23 protein-coding genes and 2 tRNA genes are annotated in these 22,345 nt (G+C 50.2%); 12 read left to right on the forward strand and 13 right to left on the reverse strand.

Going from position 1 to position 22,345, the window contains the following annotated elements; translation table 11 throughout:
* Positions 1-256 precede the first annotated feature (256 nt).
* The gene (locus DWZ82_RS14995) at positions 257-1,627 is read left to right on the forward strand and encodes a hypothetical protein (protein WP_147356939.1); all 1,371 of its coding nucleotides are present in this window, start codon (positions 257-259) and stop codon (positions 1,625-1,627) included.
* A 72-nt stretch (positions 1,628-1,699) separates the two neighbouring features.
* Here the strand turns inward: DWZ82_RS14995 and DWZ82_RS12920 are convergent, their stop codons facing one another.
* Positions 1,700-2,818, reverse strand: coding sequence for a tyrosine-type recombinase/integrase (locus tag DWZ82_RS12920; RefSeq protein ID WP_118481137.1), 1,119 nt, complete (start codon positions 2,816-2,818; stop codon positions 1,700-1,702).
* 189 nt (positions 2,819-3,007) lie between these two features.
* Here DWZ82_RS12920 and DWZ82_RS12925 point away from each other — a divergent pair, with 189 nt between their 5' ends.
* The gene (locus tag DWZ82_RS12925; protein WP_118481138.1) at positions 3,008-3,451 is read left to right on the forward strand and encodes a helix-turn-helix transcriptional regulator; all 444 of its coding nucleotides are present in this window, start codon (positions 3,008-3,010) and stop codon (positions 3,449-3,451) included.
* A 212-nt stretch (positions 3,452-3,663) separates the two neighbouring features.
* Positions 3,664-4,128, forward strand: a complete 465-nt coding sequence (locus DWZ82_RS12930; RefSeq protein WP_118481139.1) for a hypothetical protein — start codon at positions 3,664-3,666, stop codon at positions 4,126-4,128.
* A 12-nt stretch (positions 4,129-4,140) separates the two neighbouring features.
* On the opposite strand, the gene DWZ82_RS12935 is transcribed toward DWZ82_RS12930, so the two are convergent.
* The 5 genes from DWZ82_RS12935 to DWZ82_RS12950 form a co-directional block, all read right to left on the reverse strand.
* Positions 4,141-4,692: a recombinase family protein gene (locus DWZ82_RS12935; protein ID WP_118481140.1), complete on the reverse strand. Its 552-nt coding sequence runs from the start codon at positions 4,690-4,692 to the stop codon at positions 4,141-4,143.
* Positions 4,693-4,927: 235 nt separating this feature from the next.
* Positions 4,928-5,866 (reverse strand): class II glutamine amidotransferase, encoded by a 939-nt coding sequence (locus DWZ82_RS12940; RefSeq protein WP_118481141.1) that lies wholly within the window; start codon positions 5,864-5,866, stop codon positions 4,928-4,930.
* Positions 5,867-5,868: 2 nt separating this feature from the next.
* Positions 5,869-6,621 (reverse strand): amidoligase family protein, encoded by a 753-nt coding sequence (locus DWZ82_RS12945; protein ID WP_330423322.1) that lies wholly within the window; start codon positions 6,619-6,621, stop codon positions 5,869-5,871.
* The gene (locus DWZ82_RS15930) at positions 6,585-6,959 is read right to left on the reverse strand and encodes a hypothetical protein (protein WP_330423323.1); all 375 of its coding nucleotides are present in this window, start codon (positions 6,957-6,959) and stop codon (positions 6,585-6,587) included. The genes DWZ82_RS12945 and DWZ82_RS15930 overlap by 37 nt, the downstream gene beginning before the upstream one ends.
* 265 nt (positions 6,960-7,224) lie before the next feature.
* Positions 7,225-8,076, reverse strand: coding sequence for a helix-turn-helix domain-containing protein (locus DWZ82_RS12950; RefSeq protein WP_118481142.1), 852 nt, complete (start codon positions 8,074-8,076; stop codon positions 7,225-7,227).
* A 206-nt stretch (positions 8,077-8,282) separates the two neighbouring features.
* Here DWZ82_RS12950 and DWZ82_RS12955 point away from each other — a divergent pair, with 206 nt between their 5' ends.
* From DWZ82_RS12955 to DWZ82_RS12970, 4 genes are all read left to right on the forward strand, one after another.
* On the forward strand, positions 8,283-9,965 hold the full coding sequence (locus DWZ82_RS12955) for a DNA primase family protein (RefSeq protein ID WP_147356940.1): 1,683 nt from the start codon (positions 8,283-8,285) through the stop codon (positions 9,963-9,965).
* A 13-nt stretch (positions 9,966-9,978) separates the two neighbouring features.
* Positions 9,979-10,275 carry a hypothetical protein gene (locus tag DWZ82_RS12960; RefSeq protein WP_118481144.1) on the forward strand — a complete coding sequence of 99 codons (297 nt, stop codon included), beginning with the start codon at positions 9,979-9,981 and terminating at the stop codon, positions 10,273-10,275.
* A 4-nt stretch (positions 10,276-10,279) separates the two neighbouring features.
* Positions 10,280-10,474 (forward strand): helix-turn-helix domain-containing protein, encoded by a 195-nt coding sequence (locus DWZ82_RS12965; protein ID WP_118481145.1) that lies wholly within the window; start codon positions 10,280-10,282, stop codon positions 10,472-10,474.
* 150 nt (positions 10,475-10,624) lie between these two features.
* Entirely contained in the window at positions 10,625-11,803 is a 1,179-nt protein-coding gene (locus DWZ82_RS12970) for a tyrosine-type recombinase/integrase (protein WP_158575244.1), read from the forward strand.
* A 113-nt stretch (positions 11,804-11,916) separates the two neighbouring features.
* Here DWZ82_RS12970 and DWZ82_RS12975 read toward each other — a convergent pair.
* The 7 genes from DWZ82_RS12975 to DWZ82_RS13005 form a co-directional block, all read right to left on the reverse strand.
* Positions 11,917-12,007, reverse strand: a tRNA-Ser gene (locus DWZ82_RS12975).
* Between the two features lie 66 nt (positions 12,008-12,073).
* Positions 12,074-12,162 (reverse strand) — tRNA-Ser (locus DWZ82_RS12980).
* An 80-nt stretch (positions 12,163-12,242) separates the two neighbouring features.
* Positions 12,243-12,590 (reverse strand): arsenate reductase family protein, encoded by a 348-nt coding sequence (locus DWZ82_RS12985; RefSeq protein ID WP_117492355.1) that lies wholly within the window; start codon positions 12,588-12,590, stop codon positions 12,243-12,245.
* 17 nt (positions 12,591-12,607) lie between these two features.
* A complete protein-coding gene (locus tag DWZ82_RS12990) occupies positions 12,608-13,447 on the reverse strand; it encodes a hypothetical protein (RefSeq protein ID WP_118481147.1) in 840 nt (279 codons plus the stop codon).
* 343 nt (positions 13,448-13,790) lie between these two features.
* Entirely contained in the window at positions 13,791-15,017 is a 1,227-nt protein-coding gene (locus tag DWZ82_RS13000) for a cation:proton antiporter (RefSeq protein ID WP_118481149.1), read from the reverse strand.
* 166 nt (positions 15,018-15,183) lie between these two features.
* Positions 15,184-15,348, reverse strand: coding sequence for a hypothetical protein (locus tag DWZ82_RS15215; protein ID WP_158575246.1), 165 nt, complete (start codon positions 15,346-15,348; stop codon positions 15,184-15,186).
* 984 nt (positions 15,349-16,332) lie between these two features.
* Positions 16,333-16,503 carry a DUF362 domain-containing protein gene (locus tag DWZ82_RS13005; protein WP_110435960.1) on the reverse strand — a complete coding sequence of 57 codons (171 nt, stop codon included), beginning with the start codon at positions 16,501-16,503 and terminating at the stop codon, positions 16,333-16,335.
* Positions 16,504-16,820: 317 nt separating this feature from the next.
* Between DWZ82_RS13005 and DWZ82_RS13010 the strand changes: the two genes are divergently transcribed.
* From DWZ82_RS13010 to DWZ82_RS13030, 5 genes are all read left to right on the forward strand, one after another.
* Positions 16,821-17,276, forward strand: a complete 456-nt coding sequence (locus DWZ82_RS13010; RefSeq protein ID WP_118481150.1) for a CtsR family transcriptional regulator — start codon at positions 16,821-16,823, stop codon at positions 17,274-17,276.
* A 59-nt stretch (positions 17,277-17,335) separates the two neighbouring features.
* Positions 17,336-17,881, forward strand: coding sequence for a UvrB/UvrC motif-containing protein (locus DWZ82_RS13015; protein ID WP_118481151.1), 546 nt, complete (start codon positions 17,336-17,338; stop codon positions 17,879-17,881).
* Positions 17,878-18,879, forward strand: coding sequence for an ATP--guanido phosphotransferase (locus DWZ82_RS13020; protein WP_118481152.1), 1,002 nt, complete (start codon positions 17,878-17,880; stop codon positions 18,877-18,879). Before DWZ82_RS13015 ends, DWZ82_RS13020 begins: the two co-directional genes overlap by 4 nt.
* Positions 18,880-19,016: 137 nt before the next feature.
* A complete protein-coding gene (locus DWZ82_RS13025) occupies positions 19,017-21,512 on the forward strand; it encodes an ATP-dependent Clp protease ATP-binding subunit (RefSeq protein ID WP_118481153.1) in 2,496 nt (831 codons plus the stop codon).
* Between the two features lie 202 nt (positions 21,513-21,714).
* Complete coding sequence (locus DWZ82_RS13030; RefSeq protein ID WP_118481154.1) at positions 21,715-22,125, forward strand: hypothetical protein; 411 nt, start codon at positions 21,715-21,717, stop codon at positions 22,123-22,125.
* Positions 22,126-22,345: the final 220 nt, after the last annotated feature.

A 22,345-nucleotide genomic window follows, 5' to 3' on the forward strand; every position in this document is an offset into this window, starting at 1 on the left:
ATGTTCGTGTATATGTCAATGATGTGCTTGAGTCCTCTGTTTACAATAATGGACGAATTTATTTTCCTAGTCGAGGGATAAGCAATAGACGAATTTTTCTAGATTGTTATGGGTTTGCGGAGTTGTCTATTACGCTTATATTAGTAGATGGACAAGAATGTACGCTGAATTCAGAGTATTTACCGATTTTGGTGCGACGAGAGGAACTTAATAATTCGGTAGAAGCAATGGCTAGATTTGTTTATAATAATCAAGAATGGCTTTTGTTAAATGGAGAACTCAAACCGAAAAACCATCTGGGCTTAAAGAGAATGGGTACCGTAGTCTTGCGACACAGATTTTGTTAGCAGAAGAGATTGCAGCTATATATGAGAGTAGTTATGGATATTTCAAAGCTAATAGCAGATTCAAGTTGGAAAAGATGTCTGTAATTGAGAGACTAGAGCGAATACAATATGTGACGCAGGGAACGCTGTCATATACAGCAACGCATCCAGAGTACTTGCGGCAAGTAAATAGTACGCAAGGTATATTTATTGGAAATCGTGTGTATCAACCACAGAAAACAGAAACTGTTCAAAATACACGCTCATATGATATATATGAGAATAGAGTGATTTTAGCATTTCTAAGGAATATGATTGATTCGGTACAATCTTTGCAAGGATATTGCTGTAATCTATTAAGTAAAATCCCCAATGATGAAGATTATAGCTCAGAGTACATTTATTCATCATTTTTTATGTTTTCTGAAACAAGAAAAATGATAGAAGATGGAAAGACTCAGTTGGAGAAATTGTCTGAAAAATTTACATATTTATGGGGAATGTATAGTGATATTCTTCGTATCCCCCTAGATCAACATATAGTACCCCCTAGACCGACTGCAATTTTTCTCTCCGTTCCACAATATAATCGAATATTCGTTAGAATTCATCAATGGTTTAGTTTTGGAATATATAATTTTTCTAAAGAACATTTTATGCTCTCCTTTATTAAAATTTCAGCTTTGTATGAAAGTTATCTTTTGGCGAAATTCCTTTGCTATTTCAGAGATAGAGGGTATTCATTGGAGTCTTCTAGACGTTGCGTATATCCGGTATCAAAACGATGGAAATACAAAAATACTTCTGTACGAAATACATTTGTATTAAAAAATGGTCAGAAAAGGATTACTTTATATTATCAGCCTGTAATTTTTGATACAGATCAGCGCTCTGTAAATGGTATCGGGTTGTATAGAAATAATTCTATATCTGTGTATGCGGGTAATGAAGATGACTGTAGGCAAGGCGGTCATTACTATGTGCCAGATTTTCTGATTAAAATTGAAGAAAATGGCGATTCCCAATATATGATCGTAGATGCAAAATTTAGTGATTATAGTAGTGTACGACGCTATTATGTAAAAGATTTGGTGTTTAAGTATTTATTTTCAATTAGTCCAATCGAGGAAAATGAATTAGTATGCGGTCTTTGTATTATGTATGGTAAATGCAAGTCTAAGGAACGACTGCAAACAGCATATGATAAGCAAATATTAGGCACTGAAATCTATCCATTTATAGAAATATTCCCCTTAATAGAAGGAATAGATTCTGCAGGACAGTATGAAAAGATGGATTGATTGCTGAAGAAATTACTATAAGATTTAGGCAAAAAAATAAAGCTGCCCGCTCGGGGCAGCTTTATTTCTCTCTCAAAAGAACTGGATCGGCTGACGCAGCGGCGGCTCCATATTATACATATTCGCCATCGTTTGCATCGCAGTCCATTTCTGGTCAGTCAGCACATGAGCATAGGTATCCAGCGTAAATCCAACAGAATAATGACCTAACAGAACAGAGAGCGTTTTCGCATCCATGCCCTGCTCCATTGCACGGGTCGCAAAGGTGTACCGCAGTGCATGAAAGTTGTAGTTCGGCAGATTGGCCGCAGCCAGCATCTTCTGATAATATTCGCGCATGAGGCGAGGCTCGACATAGAGGCCGTTCTCCTGCGTAGCAATCAGACCGCTGTCGAAGTAGGCAGTGCCTAGCGCGGCGGCATCCTGCATCTGCACGGTTCGCCAGTTCTGGAGGTCCATCACCAGATCAGGCAGCATAGGGATACTGCGGATGCTGTTCTGCGATTTCGGTGTCTGCGTAACGATCTCGGTTTTGCTGTCGGCCTCGTCATCATCATAGCGCTGTAAGCGATTGAGCGTCTGGTTGACATGAAGCATATTCGTATAGAAATCAATATCGCACCAGCGCAGGCCGACTACCTCACCCAATCGTAAGCCAGTTACCAAGGTCATCCGCACGAATACGCCATACCGGAACTGATAGCTTGCCTGCACCAAACGGGCCTGCTGTTCACGGGTCAAAACCTCAATATGCGGTTTGATGAGCGGCGGCAGGCTTACACTGCCGGACGGATTGGAGAGAATCAGTCCCTCTGACTGTGCCTGTGCGAGAGCCTTATGTAAGCACATATTCAGATTGGAAATGGTTTTGGGAGATAAGTTCTCCTGCTCCTGCTTGTAGTTGTAGAATATCTGGAGCGTACGCGGGGTCAGCTCTTTCAGCTTGATAGTGCCGAGCGACGGTTTGAAATGCTTGCGGACATAGGTTTCATAACTCTTATAGGTGGACTGCTTGAGCGTGTGCTGCATATAAGTTGTCAGCCAGTTATCCAGCCATTCGCCTACGGTCGTATTGTTCTGTAAATACTGCGGTGTCTGTACCATAGTGACACTCAAAGCGTGCTGTATATCAACAGCTTCATCAAGTGTATCGGCGTACTTGGAAATACGAGTCGATTTACCGGTTTCCATATCTCGCGGACTTCGTAGCGCCCATTCGGTTTCTGGCGGATACTGCCCTCACCGTTGTGACGCTTTTTCTTAGTCTTCTTATTGTTGTTCATCTGTAATGCCTCCGATGCGGTTTTACTGATGAGTTCGGATCGGGTTAGAATTTGATTTTAAGGCGAAATGGTTCTGTGCTATAATGGGAATCAATAGATGACAGAAACGGTGATACAGATGGAAAAGACCACAGGCGAATTGATGGATATTCTGCGCAGCAAGCCAGATGCAGCAGCCTTTGTTCGGGAGAACGCTGACGAGTTGCAGAATAAAACCGTACCGGAGCTATTAGCGGACCTGCTGGAACGTAAACAGCTGACAAGAGCGGCAGTAATCTGTGCGGCAGGCTTGGCGCGTACCTATGGCTACCAGCTTTTCGACGGTACTTATACACCGACACGGGACAAGCTGATACAGCTTGCATTTGGCTTTCAGCTTACGGTAGAGGAAACGCAGGCGCTTCTCAAAGCCGCAGGTCATGCTGTGCTGTACCCGCGAAACGCGCGTGATGTGGTTATTATAGAGTGTCTGTACCAGCGATGCGGCATCATTGCGTGCAATACCAAATTGGAGGCACAGAACCAGCCGCTGTTAGAGTAATTTAGGGAAAAGGAGAGTGCTTTATGAATACTAAGGATGTAATTAATCAGAAAATTGCGGATCTTGATAAATTGATTGAAAATCTGCGGCATTAAATAGATGATGCAGAGAAACAGCAAATTGAGCTGTATCAGCAATTAAATAATATTCAACGGCAGGAGATTGCTGATTCGTGTGTTTCTTGCATTTATGAGGTGAATACAGATAATTCTATGTATGCATTTTTAGATGCAAGGACCAAAACTACACCGATTATGGATAAGTTCTATTATTCTAAAAAGAAGTTTTTAGTATTTAGAAAATTTGGTATTACATCTAATTGGAAGAGTTTATCGCTGGTTGTCATGAGAAGTCCTTATCAGGTAATAAAGACGAAAGATATTCTTACCATGACAGGTTTAAAGAAGCTCTCCGGAGCATATATCTCCAGTACTTATTTACGACGCCCTTCTTTTGCTGCCGAACTATTCAAGGAATTATCTCGTATTCCGGAAGGGAAGATTAAAGAGGGGGCAAGGATACCCTTCACAATGCCTTGTCACTTAGGCGGTCAGACTTTTATGAACCAAACGGGATATGGTTCTGAATATGAAGGAGATATGTTGGTTCATGAAGGTACATTATATGGTGAAGTCACAGATTTTCAGATTATTGGCGTTATTGTGGAAGAGCGTTAATGCGGATGATTGCTACTTTAGATTCCGATACAACGTTGCCTTCTTCACCCCGGTCAGCTCCTCAATCTCCCGAACGGTATACTGTTTGGTATGATAGAGCTTCACAGCCTGCTTGACTTTTTGTGCATTGGTGCGCGGTCTGCCGCCGATATGGCCGCGTGCTCTGGCGGCATCCAAACCCTCTTTGGTGCGCTCTGCAATCACATCACGCTCGAACTGCGCGACGGCACTCATCAGCGTAAACAGCAGCTTGCCTGCCGGTGTGGAGGTGTCGATCTGCTCTTTCAGGCTGACCAGATGCACACCGCGTTCGCGGAACAGTTCCACCAGCTCAATCAGGTCTTTCGTGCTGCGGCCCAAGCGGGACAGGCTCTCAATCACCACCGTGTCGCCCTCCATCATACGGTCGAGCAGTTTGTTCAGCTCCGGACGATCGCGTTTGGTGCCCGTCATTTTCTCATTGAAAATGTAGTCCACGCCGTACTGCGACAGCATATCAAGCTGCCGCGCAAGGTTCTGCTGTTCGGTGCTGACACGGGCATAGCCGAATTTATAGTGCTTCATATCGTCCTCCGGTTGCAAAAATCTTCGTTTATGAAACAAAAAAATTTGCCCTCGGAATGTGGTATTCCGAGGGCAGTTTTTGTTCCAAAACTCGTTTCAAAATCAATGTGCCAAAAGTCAGGCGTTTTTGAAACTACACATCATCGGTCAGATCGAGCAGTTCGTCCAATGCTTCCAGCACTTCACCGAGTACCCAGATTACACTAAATAAGCCCATGTTGTTCGTCCTCCCCTCTTAGTATGCGTATAACAACTCTCCGGTCATTTCGTGCAGCAGAGTAGGATCGTAGAGCATTTCCTCGATTTCCTCCATGGAACAGCCGTAGTCGAGCAGTGCCTGAATTTCATCCGCCGTTATGCCGAACGCCTTTGCCACGCTGAACAGATCATCGTAGTTCGCAGTCGTATCCTCGTAGTAACTGCAGTAATAAGGATAACGCCGCCACCAATGCTCATAGCTGGTTTTCGGCATAAAGCTGCCGGTAGTGATATGTCCTGCTCGGTCAATCTTCAAAATCTCACCCTCCTTTGGATCCAGAATATCAGAGGGTGTGTTCAGCTTTAACTTCTTGATGGTTTTGCAGAGAATATCCCTCGTAGAAGCGTAGAGCAAGTAACCATCATAGAACATGATGCACAGCGGATTATCTCCGACTACGAACCAGATGGAATTGTCTGTATCCAAAACGGTAAACACAAAAGAACCCTCGACCTTTTCAGCCATATTTTTGAGGCTGTCAAAGTCGAGGGTTTTGTTTTTCTCTAAGAGCTGGACGGCAATGTAGCTGTCGGTCTCAACGCTCGTTTGCGGAAGATTTTCGTTCAAACGTAATTCGCGATCGTTCCAAAGTACGCCATTATGCGCGAGAGCAAAGCTACTGCCGTCAACATGACCAAGGAACGGGTGATTATTCTGGTTAAACTGCGCATTGCCTTGTGTTGTCATGCGGGTATGGCCCATGATGGTATTCACGCCGTTCGGAATGTGAATCTTCATCTTTCGAGCGGGAATCGGGCGCTTATAAATCCGCAGGCGGTCATTAAAGTTGTAGGCAATGCCGGTTGCATCCGTGCCGCGCACTTGACACTCACGAGCCAGCGTATTCAGGATTTTGTTTTTCGTATGGGTGTTGAGCACACCTTTGAAGTCGATTAAGCCAAACAGACTGCACATACTCATTCCTCCTCGCTTGCGGTGACAGGTTCGTTGACATACAGGCGGCGTTCCTTAAGATACTGGATAAGCTCCGGCTCCTTGATTTCGTCGAGGAAGTCAAACCAGCTCATGTCCTGCACCTGATAATCGGACAAAGAAACAGCCACCTCGACCAGATGATTTACCATCTGCAAGGTGGCTTTCAGTGTGTTTAACTTCAAGGTTCCGCGGAACATACGGATTTCTACGGTGTCAGAGTTCGTAAGGTTGACCGCCGTGTAACGACCAGCACAAGAATTTTTCGCGTGGCTCATCTGCTCGGACGGCGTAAGACGGATACCATACCGTGCCGCCCAGCGATTCATCTGCGACTGCGTGCGGCGGCTGAACCGCAGAAGCTCGGCCCAGAACTTTTCCACGAAGTAGAGCAGACGGGCAATCGCGGCCTCCTGCTGTTCGTAAGTACAGCCAAAGGCCAGGCGAGAGATGTGAACGTGCAGGCCGCAGGTGCCGGCGGCATGGCTGAGATACCCCATGCGCTGTGCTTTACAGAGTACCTGCTCCCACGGCATTTCGTTCAGGTGGTATTCCAGCGTCATGGGATGTGTAACAAGTTCAAGACCCTCATCCAGACTGCCATCGGTTTTGATGTACAAGTTTTCGGCGTTTGCGTTGGCAATGTCGAGCAACTTCTGTGCGTTGCTGTTCACCGTGCCGCCCTCATCAATCTCCAGCTCTACGCCAAAATGCCGCAGGCCCTTGCCGTGGAACACAAGGTCGGGCGTATAGTTGTAGTCGTGAATCGCGCCCTCGTGCTCGTCCCAGCAGTCCGAGCAATAGGAAGATCGTCGTCATCAAAGTATGCATCGTAGCTGCGCAGGATGCAGCCGCAGTCGTGGCAGCGGACATAGTGCTCGTCAAAGCAGCCCTCGCAGAGCGTGTGATGATCGTCCTCAACGGCGCTTTCCTGATAGATGCGATCGCCGCAGCGGTCACAGGTTACTGTCAAACGATCTACACAGTCCTCACAGAGCCAGTCGCCCTCTACCTCAAACATTTTGCTGATCGGGTGCTCTGCACCGCAGTTGTCGCAAATTCGAGTATCTTTCATTTTGGTTTCCTCCATTCAGTATTTGTTGGGTTGTTGATACTTCATGGAGATAATATATAATTGAAAATACGCTTATTTACAGAAATAGTACAAATCCCCCATTTATGCACACATAAATGGGGGAAATCTTCTGTGTTCCGCGTTCCGCGTTCTGACGGTATACTTTTTACACTTATACTTATTATTACTATTATTCTTAATATACACTGTGGAAAAAGTATCTATGCGGAACGCAGAACGCGGAACAGACCATTTCTTTTAACAGTTAATCGCTCCACTCCTTGTATTGATAATTTCTCATCATAATCGTTTGAAACTGCGCTCTGCTATTGGAATCTGATGCCACTTCATACAGAACCTTAAACAATCCTTCATTTTCTTTTGCTAACTTATAAAAAGCATATCCTATACGCTTTTCAATTTCAGGATTTTCCTTATGCAATGTATATTTCTTTGTCAAACTTTTTCGCAATTCATCTTCTTTACGTTGATCCTTCTCTCTGTTTTTCACATATTGCTTTTGTAATTCCCAGAGATCCATAAAATTTTTCTGTTCTTCAGGAGTTGCATATGCTAAACGATAAAAAACGTCTGCATATATAGATTCTGATTGCTGACCTTTTGACTTTTGCCATGTCATTTCATTTTGTTCTTCAACAAAATTCTCAACGAACTTTTCCTGCGCTTGCAACGATGGCCGCAATTCATCTTCAAACGAAATAGCCTTTATCAGCTTTTCTTCTGTCTGTTTCTCAGGGTAAACGCTATTATGAGCCTTCTCTCTTGTAATCCAACGAAAATCTTCCACACCTGCAAAATATTCCGGACATACATCAAAAATCTTTGCAAGATAATGGCACCATTCCCTACTGTTGCATTTTCCCTGCTCAATTTCCTGCAAATAGGACACCGATATATCTTCACCTATCATATCCATAACCTTTTTTCTCACCTGCTCATGTGAAAGGCGACGTTTTGTTCGCTCCTCATGATACCGCTTGCCAAAGAGCACCGGATCAACTTCCCATCGTATAGGTGTTTGTCTTGCTATGTTGCGCGGCTTGTGCGCTATACAACACTGTACCCATTCTATTTGCACTTTATTTTCATTAGACATACTATTTTTCTCCTTCCTGTTAATGATTTTTTCGTTTTTATCCATAAACTTATATGAATTTCTATTCTCTTATTTTATGGTCTGCAAATTTCATTACAACTAAATCTTCTTTTGATAGCTAATTCCGTGCTAACCCTCAATGTTCTCTTTTCACAAACACCTCTAATTGTTGCTGATTTCGTAGATTTTGTATTTCTTACTACTTAGTGTATTATGTCATCGAGGCCTCACAAGTACAAAAACAAGGAGGTATTCCTACGACATCAAACAATTACCCACTGGACAAAAACGGATACGCTATTCCCATCCTCTTTGATGCGATCAACTTCGAAAACCATGAAGCAGTACCCACTGATTCACCGACAGCATCGCCAGAAGATGTGATGAACAATGTCCTGTCTGCATTTTGTTCCAATTCCTCTGATATTACTATATCACAACAGGGGTGTGCCAACAATACGAACAATCCTGAAAAGGCTATATCCGTTCCCGCTCTGGCACCAGTTTCCTGTGCACCTGCACAGCAGGCAGCAGTTTCGATTCCACAGAATCAGCCTGCGCCAACGGAAACAGCCGTTTGTCCACCCGTAATAGAGCGTCCCAAAGCGGCCAATGCCGCGACTATCGCCAACCACATTGCCGCAACTGGAAAAATCCGCATCTACCAAGAGCACATTTACTGGTATGCGAACGGCTGGTATCACCTATTGCAGATTGGTGAGCTACGCCGCCTAATGCGCGCGCTCTGTGCTGATGACATCGAAAAACACAGCAGCAAGCGGGTTTTCGAGGACATCGAAGTCTTCCTGCTCAGCAATTCCAAGCTGCTTGCTGAACCACCAGGCAACCATTCGCTGCTCTGCATCCAGAACGGTATCTATGATATGACAACGAACACCATATCGCCGCATACTCCTGCCTACTTTTTCACGCATTGTCTGAATGTATCGCTGCCTACTCTGTGCCATGGTACGCCGCACTTTGACAATTTCATAGGTTTTATCACCGGAAATGATTACGCTCTGCAAATGCGTATCTGGCAAATGCTCGGCTATATTTTTGCCTGTGATACCGATGGTAAGGTATTCTTCCTGCTGCAAGGTGTCAGCAACAGCGGCAAAAGCGTGCTGCTTGAGCTGCTGCGCTCTATGTTCAATCCCGAAGCTGTGAGCACACTTGATCTTTACCGTCTTGGCGATCGTTTTTCCGGTGCAGCCCTGATTGAAAAGAAGCTCAATATCTGCGGTGATCTTCCTAATCGTACGCTCTCGGCACAGGCCGTTGCAACGCTTAAACAGATCACAGGACGCGATCTTATGACAGTGGAGGAAAAGTATAAGCCGCTTGCAACCATGGCACCAGCGATCAATCTCGTGTTCGCATCGAACTTTCCGATTCGGATGGCCGAAGAAGATACGGCGCTGTTATCCCGCATGGTGGTGATACCTTTTCGGTTCTCTATCCCTACGGAACAGCAGGATCATCTACTCACGCAGAAAATCCTCGCCGAGCGGGACGGCATCTTTCTCCGCGCAATCCACGCATATCACCGTCTGCTTGCGGACAAGTACATCTTTGCAGGACAGGCCCTCGTCGATCAACTGTTATCCCAGTCCTATGCATCGCCTATGTCCGAAAACCAGAATATCGCTGCATTTTTGAATGATTGCTGTATCCTGACCGACGATAACAGCTTTACCTCTACGCAAGACCTGCACGAAGCCTGCACCGCCTATTGCGTGGGACACGACTTGCCGATCATAACCGATCGGACACGCTTTTCGCGCATACTGCGCAGCCAGCTTGCGAATAAAGTCGAGCCGAAAAAAATACGGATCGGTGACAAGACCTACAATGGGTACATTGGAATTAAACTATCGAACCAATAAGGAGAAATAAATTATGAGTAAGCATAAAAATAACTACAAAAGCAAAAATGGCCGCTACTATGTTCTCAAGGGCAGCAATGCCGTTATGATCGCCTACAACTGGGATCAGGCAAACGAATGTTTCCAGAAGTACATCTGCTCTCCTAAACGTCAAATCTCACATTGCTCTTACTTAGACGCACAGCACGATGCGCTGAACCACCTCAGAGAGATTGCACCCGGTCTTCCTATTCCACTCGAACTGCCGCTTGGCCGTATTATCACGGTCCGGTCGCTCATGCAGCAGTACTTAGGCAATACGGAGGTCTGATTCTATGACAGCACAAGTAAAATGTATCACCTTATCCGCCCGTGATCTGGCTGAACTGCTCGGCATAAGCCGTAGCGCTGCCTATGCGCTCTTTCACCGCGAGGATTTCCCAACACTCAAAATAGGCCGCCGCCTGCTTGTAACGCACGATGCGCTGATGCAATGGCTCACAGAGGATGCCGCCAAGAAAAGCGCCTGAATATGCAGCAGAGGGCAAGGTCTAAAACCTTACCCTCTGCTTATCTCACGCACAGCATTTATCCCCAGCTTGTGCAAAACTTGCATACCTATGCTATACTATTTACATACAATCGAACTGTATGTGCCGGAAAGGAGTATTCTTTTACTTATGGCACGAAAAAATAAAAAGCGTGAAGCCGGAAGCGGCTCTATTACCAAGCGGAAAGACGGCCGTTGGCAGGGTCAGTATGTGTCCGACTATGATCCGAAAACCGGCAAGCTGCGTCGTCATACCATTTACGGCAAAACGCAGAAAGAGGTCGCAGAGAAACTGCGTGCTGCAACCTCCAGTATTGACAACGGCACCTTTCAGGAACCGCGTAAAATCACGGTAGCCGAATATGCCGCAGAATACATGGCAACTCATGTTGCCACGCTGACCGATTCCACACAGCGCAGTTACGAGAAAAATCTTCGGCTGCATATTCTTCCCGCACTGGGTACTCGCCGTTTGACCGACCTCACCCACCGCGAGGTACAGCGCTTTGCTTTGTCTTTAGGCGTAGGCGGTAAAGGACTTGCCCCCAAGACTGTACACACCGTATTCGGCACGCTGCACGCCCTGTTGACCGCCGCACAGCGCGATGAGATCTTACAGCGCAATGTTGCTGACTTCTGCTCTCTGCCGCGTGTAACGCAAACCCGCGCCAAAGCGATCACCTCTGCCGAGCTGAATCAGTTTCTCGATCTGATCCGCAAGGACGAATTCTATTATCTGTTCTTCCTCGATATTTTCTCCGGTATGCGCCAGTCCGAAATTCTCGGCTTGCGCTGGGCTGACATTGACTGGGACCGGAACAGCCTTGTTGTACGCAAGCAGCTCCAGCAGAAATGCAAGAAAGGTGATTACAGTTATACGCTCATTGACCCGAAAGAGAACAAGCAGCGGCGTATTATTCTGGCGGAAACGGCTATGCTTACGCTTCAGAAGCAGCGCACCAAGCAGCAACGTCAGCGTTTAGCCGCCGGACCGCTGTGGAACAATCCGTTTGATCTGGTTTTCACCAATGAATTTGGCCGCGCACTCAACCACCAGACCGTATACAAGCACCTCAAGCGTCTGCTGCGTTCCTGCGGTATGGGGGATTATACGTTTCATTCTCTGCGCCACTCATTCGCTACGATTTCGCTGGAAAACGGCGATGATATTAAGACCGTACAGACGAATTTAGGCCACAGCACGGCTTCGTTTACGCTGAAAACCTACGCTCATGTCAGTGACCAAATGCAGCGCAGCAGTGCCGCCCGTATGGAGGAGCTGATCTCCAGTCTGGGAGCCGTAAATTAGCCCGTTGCTGTCACGATTGCTGTCAAGAAAAATTAAGTCGTTCTAAAAGTTATCGTTTTCTATCTATAAATGCAGAAAAGCTGCACTTTCCATAACAAAAAGTGCAGCTTTCATGGCGGAGACAGAGAGATTTGAACTCTCGCGCCGATTTCTCGACCTACTCCCTTAGCAGGGGAGCCCCTTCACCAGCTTGGGTATGTCTCCATGTCAAGGTATTGAGTTGTGCGCGGAGTTATTCTCGATCGAACCCTCCGCGCGCAATCTCGTGATTGGCGGAACGGGTGGGATTCGAACCCACGCGCCCTTTCGGACAAACGGTTTTCAAGACCGCCTCGTTATGACCACTTCGATACCGTTCCGTATCTTGCCCGATAAGCAAGATTTATTATACAGGAATTTCTCCTGCTTGTCAACAGCTTTTTTACAAGAAGAACGGCTGTTACAGCCGCTCTTCCCACTCTTTTACCTTAAAACCCGGAAGAGCAAAGTCCTCTCCAATGAGCAGCGGGCGCTTGACCAGCATGCCGTCGGTCGCGAGCAGCGCATACTGCTCGTCCTCGGTCATGGCCGGCAACTTGTCCTTGAGCCCCAGCGCCTTATACTGCAGGCCGCTCGTATTAAAGAACCGCTTAAGCGGCAGACCGCTCTTTTCGTGCCACGCACGCAGCTCCTGCTCGGTCGGATTGTCCTGCTTGATATCACGCTCGTCAAACGCCACGCCGCGCTCCTGCAGCCACGCCTTCGCCTTCTGGCAGGTCGAGCACTTGGGATAGCATACAAACAGCATTTCGTTGTCCTCCTCTGTTAATTCTCATCTGCCGTCTGCGCTGCGTCCGAGCGGCACAGGCAGAACAGCTCAGCGGCCAGCATAACGCACGCTGCTGCACCCAGAATGCCGCGCAGCACCATTTTGATCGACCACATGGACGGGATGCCCATCAGCATAGCCAGACCGTAGCCGCCGATATCCGACACCGACATGGTGACCGCCACTGCGGTAAAGAACGCCAGCATAGCCGGAGCCGGCTTGCCAAACAGCAGACGCGCCAACTCATAAAACGCCAGCACAATCATCACATCGGCAACCAGACCAAAGCCGAACGACGCCAGCTTCGGATCGGTGCAGGTCATGCGGTAGTTGACCAGCAGATGCAGGCAGCTCCAGAACAGCGGTACGAGCGTCATTGCGGCGCTCTTTTCCGTCATCTGTACGCCCTGTGCCTTGGCCAGACCGATCATGCAGCCGCCGGTCAGCACGCCCATGATCGCGTAGACGATCTCCAGAACGCGTGCCCATGCAGCCGCGTCCTGCTCTGCCGTGGTGATGGTCAGATACAGGTAACCCAGACTGCCCGCCGCTACAATCAGTCCCGCAACGACAGCCGCCATGCGGAACAGCACCTCTTTCGTGCCGAGCAGCTGCTCAAACGGTACCTTATTGCGCGTCTTAAGCGGCAGCGCCAGCACAGCATATACGATTGCACTGATAGCGAACAGCGCGATCACGAACCAGATCCATCTATCGCCTGCCGTCGGCAAGCCGGTGCTTACGTCAAAACCGTTCAGCAGGTGCAGCGCGCGCAGCGCAATCCCCGGAACGCACAGCACGACCGACAGAATCGGCAGAAGCTTCGTTGCTTTCATGTTGTTTCCTCCATTAAGAGATAGTATTAAACGCTACTATTATAGCATACTTGCCGCAAGGCTTCAATACAGCGAATAATTGATATTTGCATATAAAAACAACCGCCTGTTCAAAACAGACGGTTGTTTCGCGCATTGCGCGTGTTCAATAGAATTTGCCGTGCAAATTCCAAAAATCCGGGAGCATGTACCGGCGCAGCGCGGCCGAGAAGCCGCGCAAGGATAGCGCAGGATTTTTGACTTTGAGAGGGAGAAAATTTCCGTACGGGAACTTTCGGACAACTTTGGAACAGCCTGCGGTCCGTTCCTGCTTGCCGGCGGAACCATGGTTCCGCGACAGCAATCAGTGCTGGCTTACCTTGGGCATCTGCACCTTTTCCTGTGCATTGAACTCCGTGTTTGCCGGGGTCTGCTTGCTCATGCCGAGCTTGAGCAGAATCGGCGTTACCAGCGTAGTAACGATAACGACCAGTACGATCGGCGGGAACATGTGCGGGTCGATCAGACCGGCCTGCTCACCCTTCTGTGCTACGATCAGCGCAACCTCACCGCGGGATACCATGCCCAGACCGATGGAGAATGCATCATAGGTCTGGAAGCCCATGACGCGGGCACCGAGACCACAGCCGATGATCTTGGTCAGGATTGCAACGATGGTCAGTACCACTGCGAAGATCGCCATGGTGCTGGTCAGACCTTCCAGGTTGGTCTTAATACCGATGGAAGCGAAGAACAGCGGAGAGAACAGCATGTAGCCGAGCACGTTGGTCTTGCTTGCAACATAGTCACGCGCGGAGGACAGACGGCACATTACGATGCCTGCGAAGTATGCACCGGTAATATCTGCAATACCGAAGTAACGCTCCGCAACGTAACTCATCAGGAATGCGAATGCAACCGCATAGATCGCGATACGGCGATGACGATGCCACTTCTCCTCCATCTTGAGGAATACGCGGTACATAACGAGACCAACAACCAGTACGAAACCGAAGAACGCAACGATGCGGCCGAGTACCAGAATCGGCTTTACCGACGGGTCAGTCAGTGCGGTCAGAATGGTCAGCACCACGATACCGAGGATATCGTCGATTACAGCCGCGCCGAGGATTGCTGTACCGACTTTACTTTTCAGCTTGCCCATCTCACGCAGGGTCTCGACGGTGATCGAAACCGAGGTAGCGGTCAGAACGACACCAATGAAAGCAGCCTTCAGCATGTTCATCGGGTCGGTCGGATCATTGTCGAACGCCAGATAGCATGCAACACCACCGATCAGCGGCACGATAACACCGATCAGTGCGATAATGAAGGACGCAAAACCGGTGGTTTTCAGCTCGTCCAGATCAGTATCCATACCTGCGTTAAACATCAGGATGATTACACCGATCTCAGCGGCCTTTACCAGAAAATCGGTCTCGCCTACCCAGCCGAGGCAGCTCGGGCCAACCAGCACACCGGCAATCAGTGCACCGACAACCTGCGGCATATGCACGCGCTCCGAAGTAAGGCCGAATACCTTTGTGAACAACATGATGATCGCAATCGTCAACAGAAAGTCATATGACATTGTTCCCACCCTTTCTTAATGTGATAACCTTTTGCATAGAATATTATACTCTTTTTCACGCAAAGAACCAGCTAAGATTTCAATTTTTGCTCCGTGATTTTAAACGAAATTACCAAACAGCGCATCCAATCTCTGTGCAGTCTGCCAGTTTCGCTATTTTCTGACATTATTCAGCAAATCCTTCCGAAATCGTCTGTTCCTCCTCATCAGCCGCGTGCGTGCGCGCGCACATGCGGCTGCGGAATACGGCGCGGCAGAACGGACCGACCACGAAAATCCGCAGCGGATACGCCAGCAGGAAGCCTAACTCATCTAACTTGGTTTTGAACACTGTTTTTCTGCCCCGTCTATGCCGCAAGGCATTGAAATTTCAGCTTTTCTATTATATTTGCACGGAAATTTCAAGTGTTTTTTCTTTGCCTATTCCTATTATAATATAGCCGCCGCTTGAGAAGCGAACGAAATGTGCGCTGACGCCGCGCGGGCGCACAAGAGGGTAGACACCTGCGGTTTCCACCCTCTTGTGTATCTCCCCTTTCCCTTAGAGGGTCTGGCGCAGACCAGAGACCGGCGACCGCTCCGAAAGAGGGGAACGGCAGTCGGGTTACCGTTGCGTGTCTTTCGTGAAATATTCGCAGTTCACAGATAGATTACTGCTACACAGGTGGTTTACTCTACGCAGGCGCGGCATAACCGTGCCGCGCAATTTTTTTGCGCGTTGTGCCGGAAGGCACCTGCGAAGATAAATTGTACCGAATGCTTAATCCGCAGGTGCCGTGCGTTACAACATGCCAAAGTGTTGCGCGACACTGTTATGTCGCGCCTGCGTTGATTTAACCACATGTGTAGCAGTACGCTGTTTGTGAACTGCGAACAGGTTGCGAAAGACACGCAACGGTAACCCGACTGCCGTTCCCCCATTTCGGAGCGGTCACATGTCGGTAATCTGCGCCAGATTAGGAAACAAGGGAAAGGTAGGAGTTCAAAGAGGAAGGAAAACCGCAGGTTGTCCTTCCTTTTTGCCCCCGCGGCGGGCGCCGCACTCTCCCGCGCTCCGCAGAGCGCAATTCCCTGCTGAGGTTCAGCGAAAAACTCTCCGCCCGTTAGGGTGAACCGCCTACGCGGTTCAAATACCCCGCTCAGCCGGTGCAAAAAAAGGTGCCGCCCGGAAAAGGACGAACACGCTTACACAGTTCGCGTCCCCCAGCCATTCGGTGCCAAGAATGCGCGACCGCTCTGCTGTTTTAGGCAAAAGTAAAAACCCCATTCCGAACGGAACAGGGTTTTGTACTTCGCTTTTATATGTGTTCAGGAATTAGCCCTGAGAGATAGCGCCTACCGGGCAGGAACCTGCGCAGGTACCGCAATCTACACATGCGTCAGCGTTGATCTCGTACTTGCCGTCGCCCTCAGCGATAGCGCCAACCGGGCACTCGCCAGCGCAAGAGCCGCACATAATGCAGCCGCCACCGATAACATATGCCATTGGTATTGCACCTCCAAATGTATTTTACAATTATCATTTTACCACAAGATTTAAAAAAAGCAACAAAAACAAGTGGTTAGTCTTTGGTAACTTTTATCATAGTACACAATTTGGGTCAGTTTATGAAAAACAGAGAAAAATCGTGATTCAAAGCGATATAGCGAGAAAACACATGGTTAGCCTTATCTACCTCTCTTTAATAGTCAGAAATGGTCAAATTTTTCTCTTGATTTTGGACGCCTCCGGATATACAATATAGACAATGATCAGGGAAGGTCAGATGAGTGAGTGCCTTCCCCGGAAGGAAGTGAAACACCATGAAAATGTCCGATGTGATCGCCGACTTCATCGGTGAGATGCTGTCAGACGGCGGCGGCGTTGCTGAGCTGCAGCGCAAAAGCCTTGCTGACCGGTTTTCGTGCGTACCGAGTCAAATCAATTATGTGATAGAGACCCGCTTCACACCGGAGCATGGTTATCTGGTTGAGAGCCAGCGCGGCGGCGGCGGTTTCATCCGCATCATCCGCCTGCTGGATGACAAGCAGCGCACGCTGCTCGAAGCGGCACGCGGTATCGGCGGACGGCTAAGCCAGAACGACGCGGCGCGTCTGACACGCGCTCTCGTTTCCGCTGAGCTGCTTACCCAGCGCGAAGGTCAGCTGCTGCTGTCCGCCTGCTCGGACGGTGCGCTGGCGGAGGTTGATAAAACCGACCGCGACAGACTGCGTTCTGCGATTTTCCGATGCGCAGTCATGGGCATTGCAACAACGTGATGCCCTTTTCTCCGTAAACACTACATTATATATAATCTCTCAGAGAGGAGTTTTGACTTATGAAATGCGAAAAATGCGGCAAGAATGAAGCTACCATGTATTATAAGGAAACCGTAAACGGTGTCACCCGTGAGATGCACCTGTGTCCGGAATGTGCACAGAAGGAAAACCTCGGCGGTGCGTTTGAAAACGCATTTCAGTCGATGAACCACTTCTGGAGCGATCCGTTCCATTCGTTCCTCGGCGGCGGCTTTGGCAGCCTGTGGAATGACATGCTGGGCGAGGTAGCTCCGACCGCTACCATGCTCGGCACCGAGCGCAAGTGCCCGACCTGCGGCATGACCGAAAGCGAACTGCGCCGTACCGGCCGCGTCGGCTGCCCGGACTGCTACTCCACGTTTGCGGACATTCTGAATCCGTATGTGCAGAAGATCCACGGTGCAACGCGTCATATCGGCACGGCTCCGGCGGCTCCCGAGCAGCCGAAGGCCGATCCGGTGGCTGACCTCAAGGCACAGCTGAAGGCGGCAGTTGAAAGCGAGGATTACGAACGCGCAGCAAGCCTGCGCGATGAGATCCGCAGAATGGAGGGTGAACAGAAATGAGTATGTTTGAGATTCACGGCGGCTTTACCGGTCTGGCAGCGTCCAGCCGCGTACGCCTGGCACGAAATATTAAAGGCTATCCGTTCCGTCTGACCGAACAGCAGCACAGTGAAATTGCTGACAAGATATTCGCTGCACTGAAAGAAAACCCGACCATCGGTCCGGAGTTTGACAAGAAGCAGATCATCCCTCGTTCGACCGAAGCCTCTCAACTGGTTGAGGAACATCTCATCTCCCCTGAGCTGGCGCAGAACGGCGGCTGGCTGATCGTCTCCAAGGACGGCGGCGTGTCCATCATGGTCGGCGAAGAGGATCACCTGCGTTTGCAGGTCATCGGCACCGGCCTTTGCCCGAAGGAATGTCTCGAAACCGCAAACCGTGTAGCTTCGCTCATCGAAGCGGCGCTGCCGTTCGCGTATGACGAGCGCCTCGGCTACCTGACCGCCTGCCCGACCAATATCGGCACCGGTCTCCGCGCCTCTATCATGCTGCACCTGCCGATGCTGACCGCAACCGAGCAGATGGACCGCATCATCGGCTACGCGGGCAGCCGCGGCTGTGCCGTTCGCGGCACCTACGGTGAAGGCTCGCAGGCGGTCGGCGGATTCTATCAGGTGTCCAATCAGGTTACTCTCGGTGCGTCTGCCGCAGAGCTGACCGACAAGCTGGTAGAGACCGCGACCACTATCATCGACGCCGAGAAAAAGGCGCGTGAGCAGGTACGCAGCCAGAACGAACCCGCACTGCGCGACCGTATTTACCGCGCAGCAGGCACGTTGCGGAGTGCATATCTGATTGACACGAATGAAGCCGTACAGTGCATTTCCGATGTGCTGATCGGTCTGCAGATGGGCTTCCTGTCCGGCATGGATGCGCAGAAGCTGTACGCACTGGAGGAGCACATCCGTCCTGCAATGCTGACCGGCGCACCGCAGGACCGCGATAAGAAGCGCGCGGAAATCCTGCGTGAAGCGACAAAGCGTATTCAGTTCAACTAATCACCTGTCCCGCAGGGGCGCACAGTGTGCGCCCACTCCAACCACGATGCTGAAATCCGGACGCACACTGTGCGCCCCTGCGAGGACGTTTTACCCCTAAATCAAACTATTTTCCTACTCTGAAAGGAGTGTTATTTATGTTCTATCAAAACCGTTTTACCGAGCGTGCCCGTCAGGCACTGACGCTTGCACAGGAAGCGGCCGCTTCGTTCGGTCACAGCTACATTGGCTCGGAGCACCTGCTGCTCGGCCTGCTGCGTGAGGGCGGCGGCCCTGCCGCAAAGGCACTCACTGCCGCAGGCGTGACCGACGAAGCTCTCGTTCATCAGATCGAGGAACTGTCCGGCCGCGGCACCCCGGATTCCACCGCGCCGCAGGGCATGACGCCGCGCACCAAGCGCATTGTGGAGCTGTCTGTACAGTCCGCGAATGAGATGGGCACCGGCTATGTCGGCACCGAACATCTGCTGCTCGGCATCCTGCGCGAAGGGCAGAATGTGGCACTGACCGCACTGGCCAACCTGCGTATCACCCCGCAGATCCTTGTCGAGAAGCTGAATGAGGCGCTCGGCGGCGTACAGGACAGCGTTTCTGGCGAGCCTGGTACTGCTGCAAACGGCGGCGCTGACAGCAAGGACGCGCTCAGCCAGTTCGGCCGCGACCTGACCGCCGCTGCCAAGGAGGGCAAGCTGGACCCGGTTATCGGCCGCTCCAAGGAGATTCAGCGTGTCATCCAGATTTTGTCCCGCCGCACCAAGAACAACCCGGCGCTGATCGGTGATCCGGGTGTCGGCAAGACCGCCGTTGTTGAGGGTCTTGCTCAGAAGATTGTTTCCGGCGACGTACCGGAGACCCTGAAGGGCAAGCGCCTGATCTCGCTCGACCTGACCGGCATGATCGCAGGCACCAAGTACCGCGGCGAGTTCGAGGAGCGCATCAAGAAGGTCATCGAAGAGCTGACCGCCAAGAAGGACACCATCCTGTTCATTGATGAGATGCACATGCTGATGGGCGCCGGTGCGGCTGAGGGCGCGGCTGACGCTGCGAATATCCTGAAGCCGGCACTGAGCCGCGGTGAGGTACAGGTCATCGGTGCAACCACGCTTGACGAGTACCGCAAGAATATTGAGAAGGATGCCGCTCTGGAACGTCGTTTCCAGCCTGTTCAGATCAACGAGCCGTCCGCCGAGGATGCCGTTGAGATTTTGAAGGGTCTGCGCGACAAGTACGAAGCACATCACCGCATCAAGATTCCGGACGAGGCCATTGAAGCCGCTGTCAAGCTGTCTGTCCGCTATGTAACCGGTCGTTATCTGCCGGATAAGGCAATCGACGTAATTGATGAGGCCTGCTCCCGCGTTCGCCTGTCCAGCCTGACCACTCCGCCGGATTTGAAGCAGCTCGAGGACGAAATCGCCGCCGTTGCCGCAAAGAAGGAAGAGGCCGTCAAGGGTCAGGACTTTGAGAACGCCGCCAAGCTGCGTGACGAGGAGAAGTCCAAGCGCGAAGCGATGGAGGCTCGCAAGAAGGAGTGGGCCGACCAGCAGACCAAGTCGCACGGTGCTGTCACCGAGGACGACATTGCAGCCGTTATCTCCGGCTGGACCGGTGTTCCGGTTGCTCAGCTGACCGAGGACGAGGGTCAGCGCCTGCTGCACCTCGAGGATACGCTGCATCAGCGTGTCATCGGTCAGAGCGAGGCTGTAACCGCCGTTGCTAAAGCAATCCGCCGCAGCCGTGTCGGCCTGCGCGACCCGAAGCGCCCGATCGGTTCGTTCCTGTTCCTCGGCCCGACCGGTGTTGGCAAGACCGAGCTGAGCAAGGCGCTGGCCGAAGCGATGTTCGGTGATGAAAACGCCATGATCCGCATTGATATGTCCGAATATATGGAGAAGCACGCCGTTTCTCGTATGATCGGTTCGCCTCCGGGATACGTTGGCTACGATGAGGGCGGTCAGCTGTCCGAGAAGGTTCGCCGTCATCCGTACTCGGTTGTCCTGTTCGATGAGATCGAGAAGGCGCACCCGGATGTATTCAACATCCTGCTGCAGATCCTTGAAGATGGTATCCTGACCGACGGTCAGGGCCGCCATGTAGACTTCAAGAATACCATCATCATCATGACCTCCAACATCGGTGCGCAGAAGATCACCGGCAGCGGCCGCAAGTCGCTCGGCTTCGCGGACGGCAAGCCGGAGGACGCCGCAGAGCGCACCTTTGAGCAGATCAAGGCCGACGTTATGGCAGAACTCAAGACCGCGGTTCGTCCGGAATTCCTCAACCGTATTGATGACATCATCGTGTTCAACCGTCTGAATGAGGACGAAATTGCACAGATTGCCGACGGCATGCTGCGCAAGGTTGCTGCCCGCATGCAGGATATGGAGATCACCATGGATTGGACCGAGGCCGCCAAGAAGCACCTTGCCAAGGCTGGTTTTGATCCGGTTTACGGTGCCCGCCCGCTGCGCCGTGCCGTTACCAACGAGGTCGAGGATCTTGTTGCCGAGGAATCCCTTGAGGGCAAGATCAAGAAGGGCGACAGCGTAACGCTCGATGCCGCCGATGATAAGCTGGTGCTGACGCATCAGGATGCAAAGGCTCCCGCAGAAACTGAAAATAAGGACGAATAATCCTTATCTGGATAGCGAAAGAGGTACGATTCGTGAGAATCGTACCTCTTTGGGTTTTGCGTCTTTCGGGTCTGTGCACAGAATTGAGAATGAAAAATGGAGAATGGAAGCACCCGTAATTCGCAACCAATCGAAATCTATTCTTCCAAATCGGACCGATTTTATAGTATAATGAACATATACAAGACAAGGCGGTGATACCATGCTGAAACCACGAATCAAAGCACTTTTCGTCCTGCTGTTCGCCACCATTGTGATTATGACCGTTGCAGTCAAAAACACGCCGCCGGTTTCGGAATATATGCGGACCGGAATCCGGCTGTCTGACCTGTCAGACCTCGAACGCACTGAATTTATGGCGTCAAAAGGTGCAGCTGTGCCGCATAACTACAAAACCTCTGTCGGTTTTCAAGAGCTAACAACCGATCTTGTCACTCGATACGAAGAAAATCCGTACAAAATATTAACCGGTACTTATGGCAGCCTTTCTACAAACCTCTACGCCGAGGAAGTCCGCAAAATCGTAAACGATTACTATGGTATTTATCACGTCGAATATTATTTCGACCATTATCCCGAATATCCGCCGTATTCTCCGGATAATGAAACCTAAAGCGGCACAAAAAAGCCTCTGTCCATCGGACAGAGGCTTTTTCTATTCGAATTGATGCTCAATCGAAGCAGTATTTTGACAAGCAAGAGCAAGCAGGCCGAGGAAAGCGGCGAGGCCGCGTACAACAGTACGCAACGAGCCGTTTGACGACGGGATGCGCCGCTATCGCGCAGTCAAAAATTACTTAGACTCCTTAGCAGCCTTGATTGCGTCGATCATC

It is taken from the genome of Butyricicoccus sp. AF35-5AC (genome assembly GCF_003477715.1).
GTDB lineage: Bacteria > Bacillota > Clostridia > Oscillospirales > Butyricicoccaceae > Agathobaculum > Agathobaculum butyriciproducens.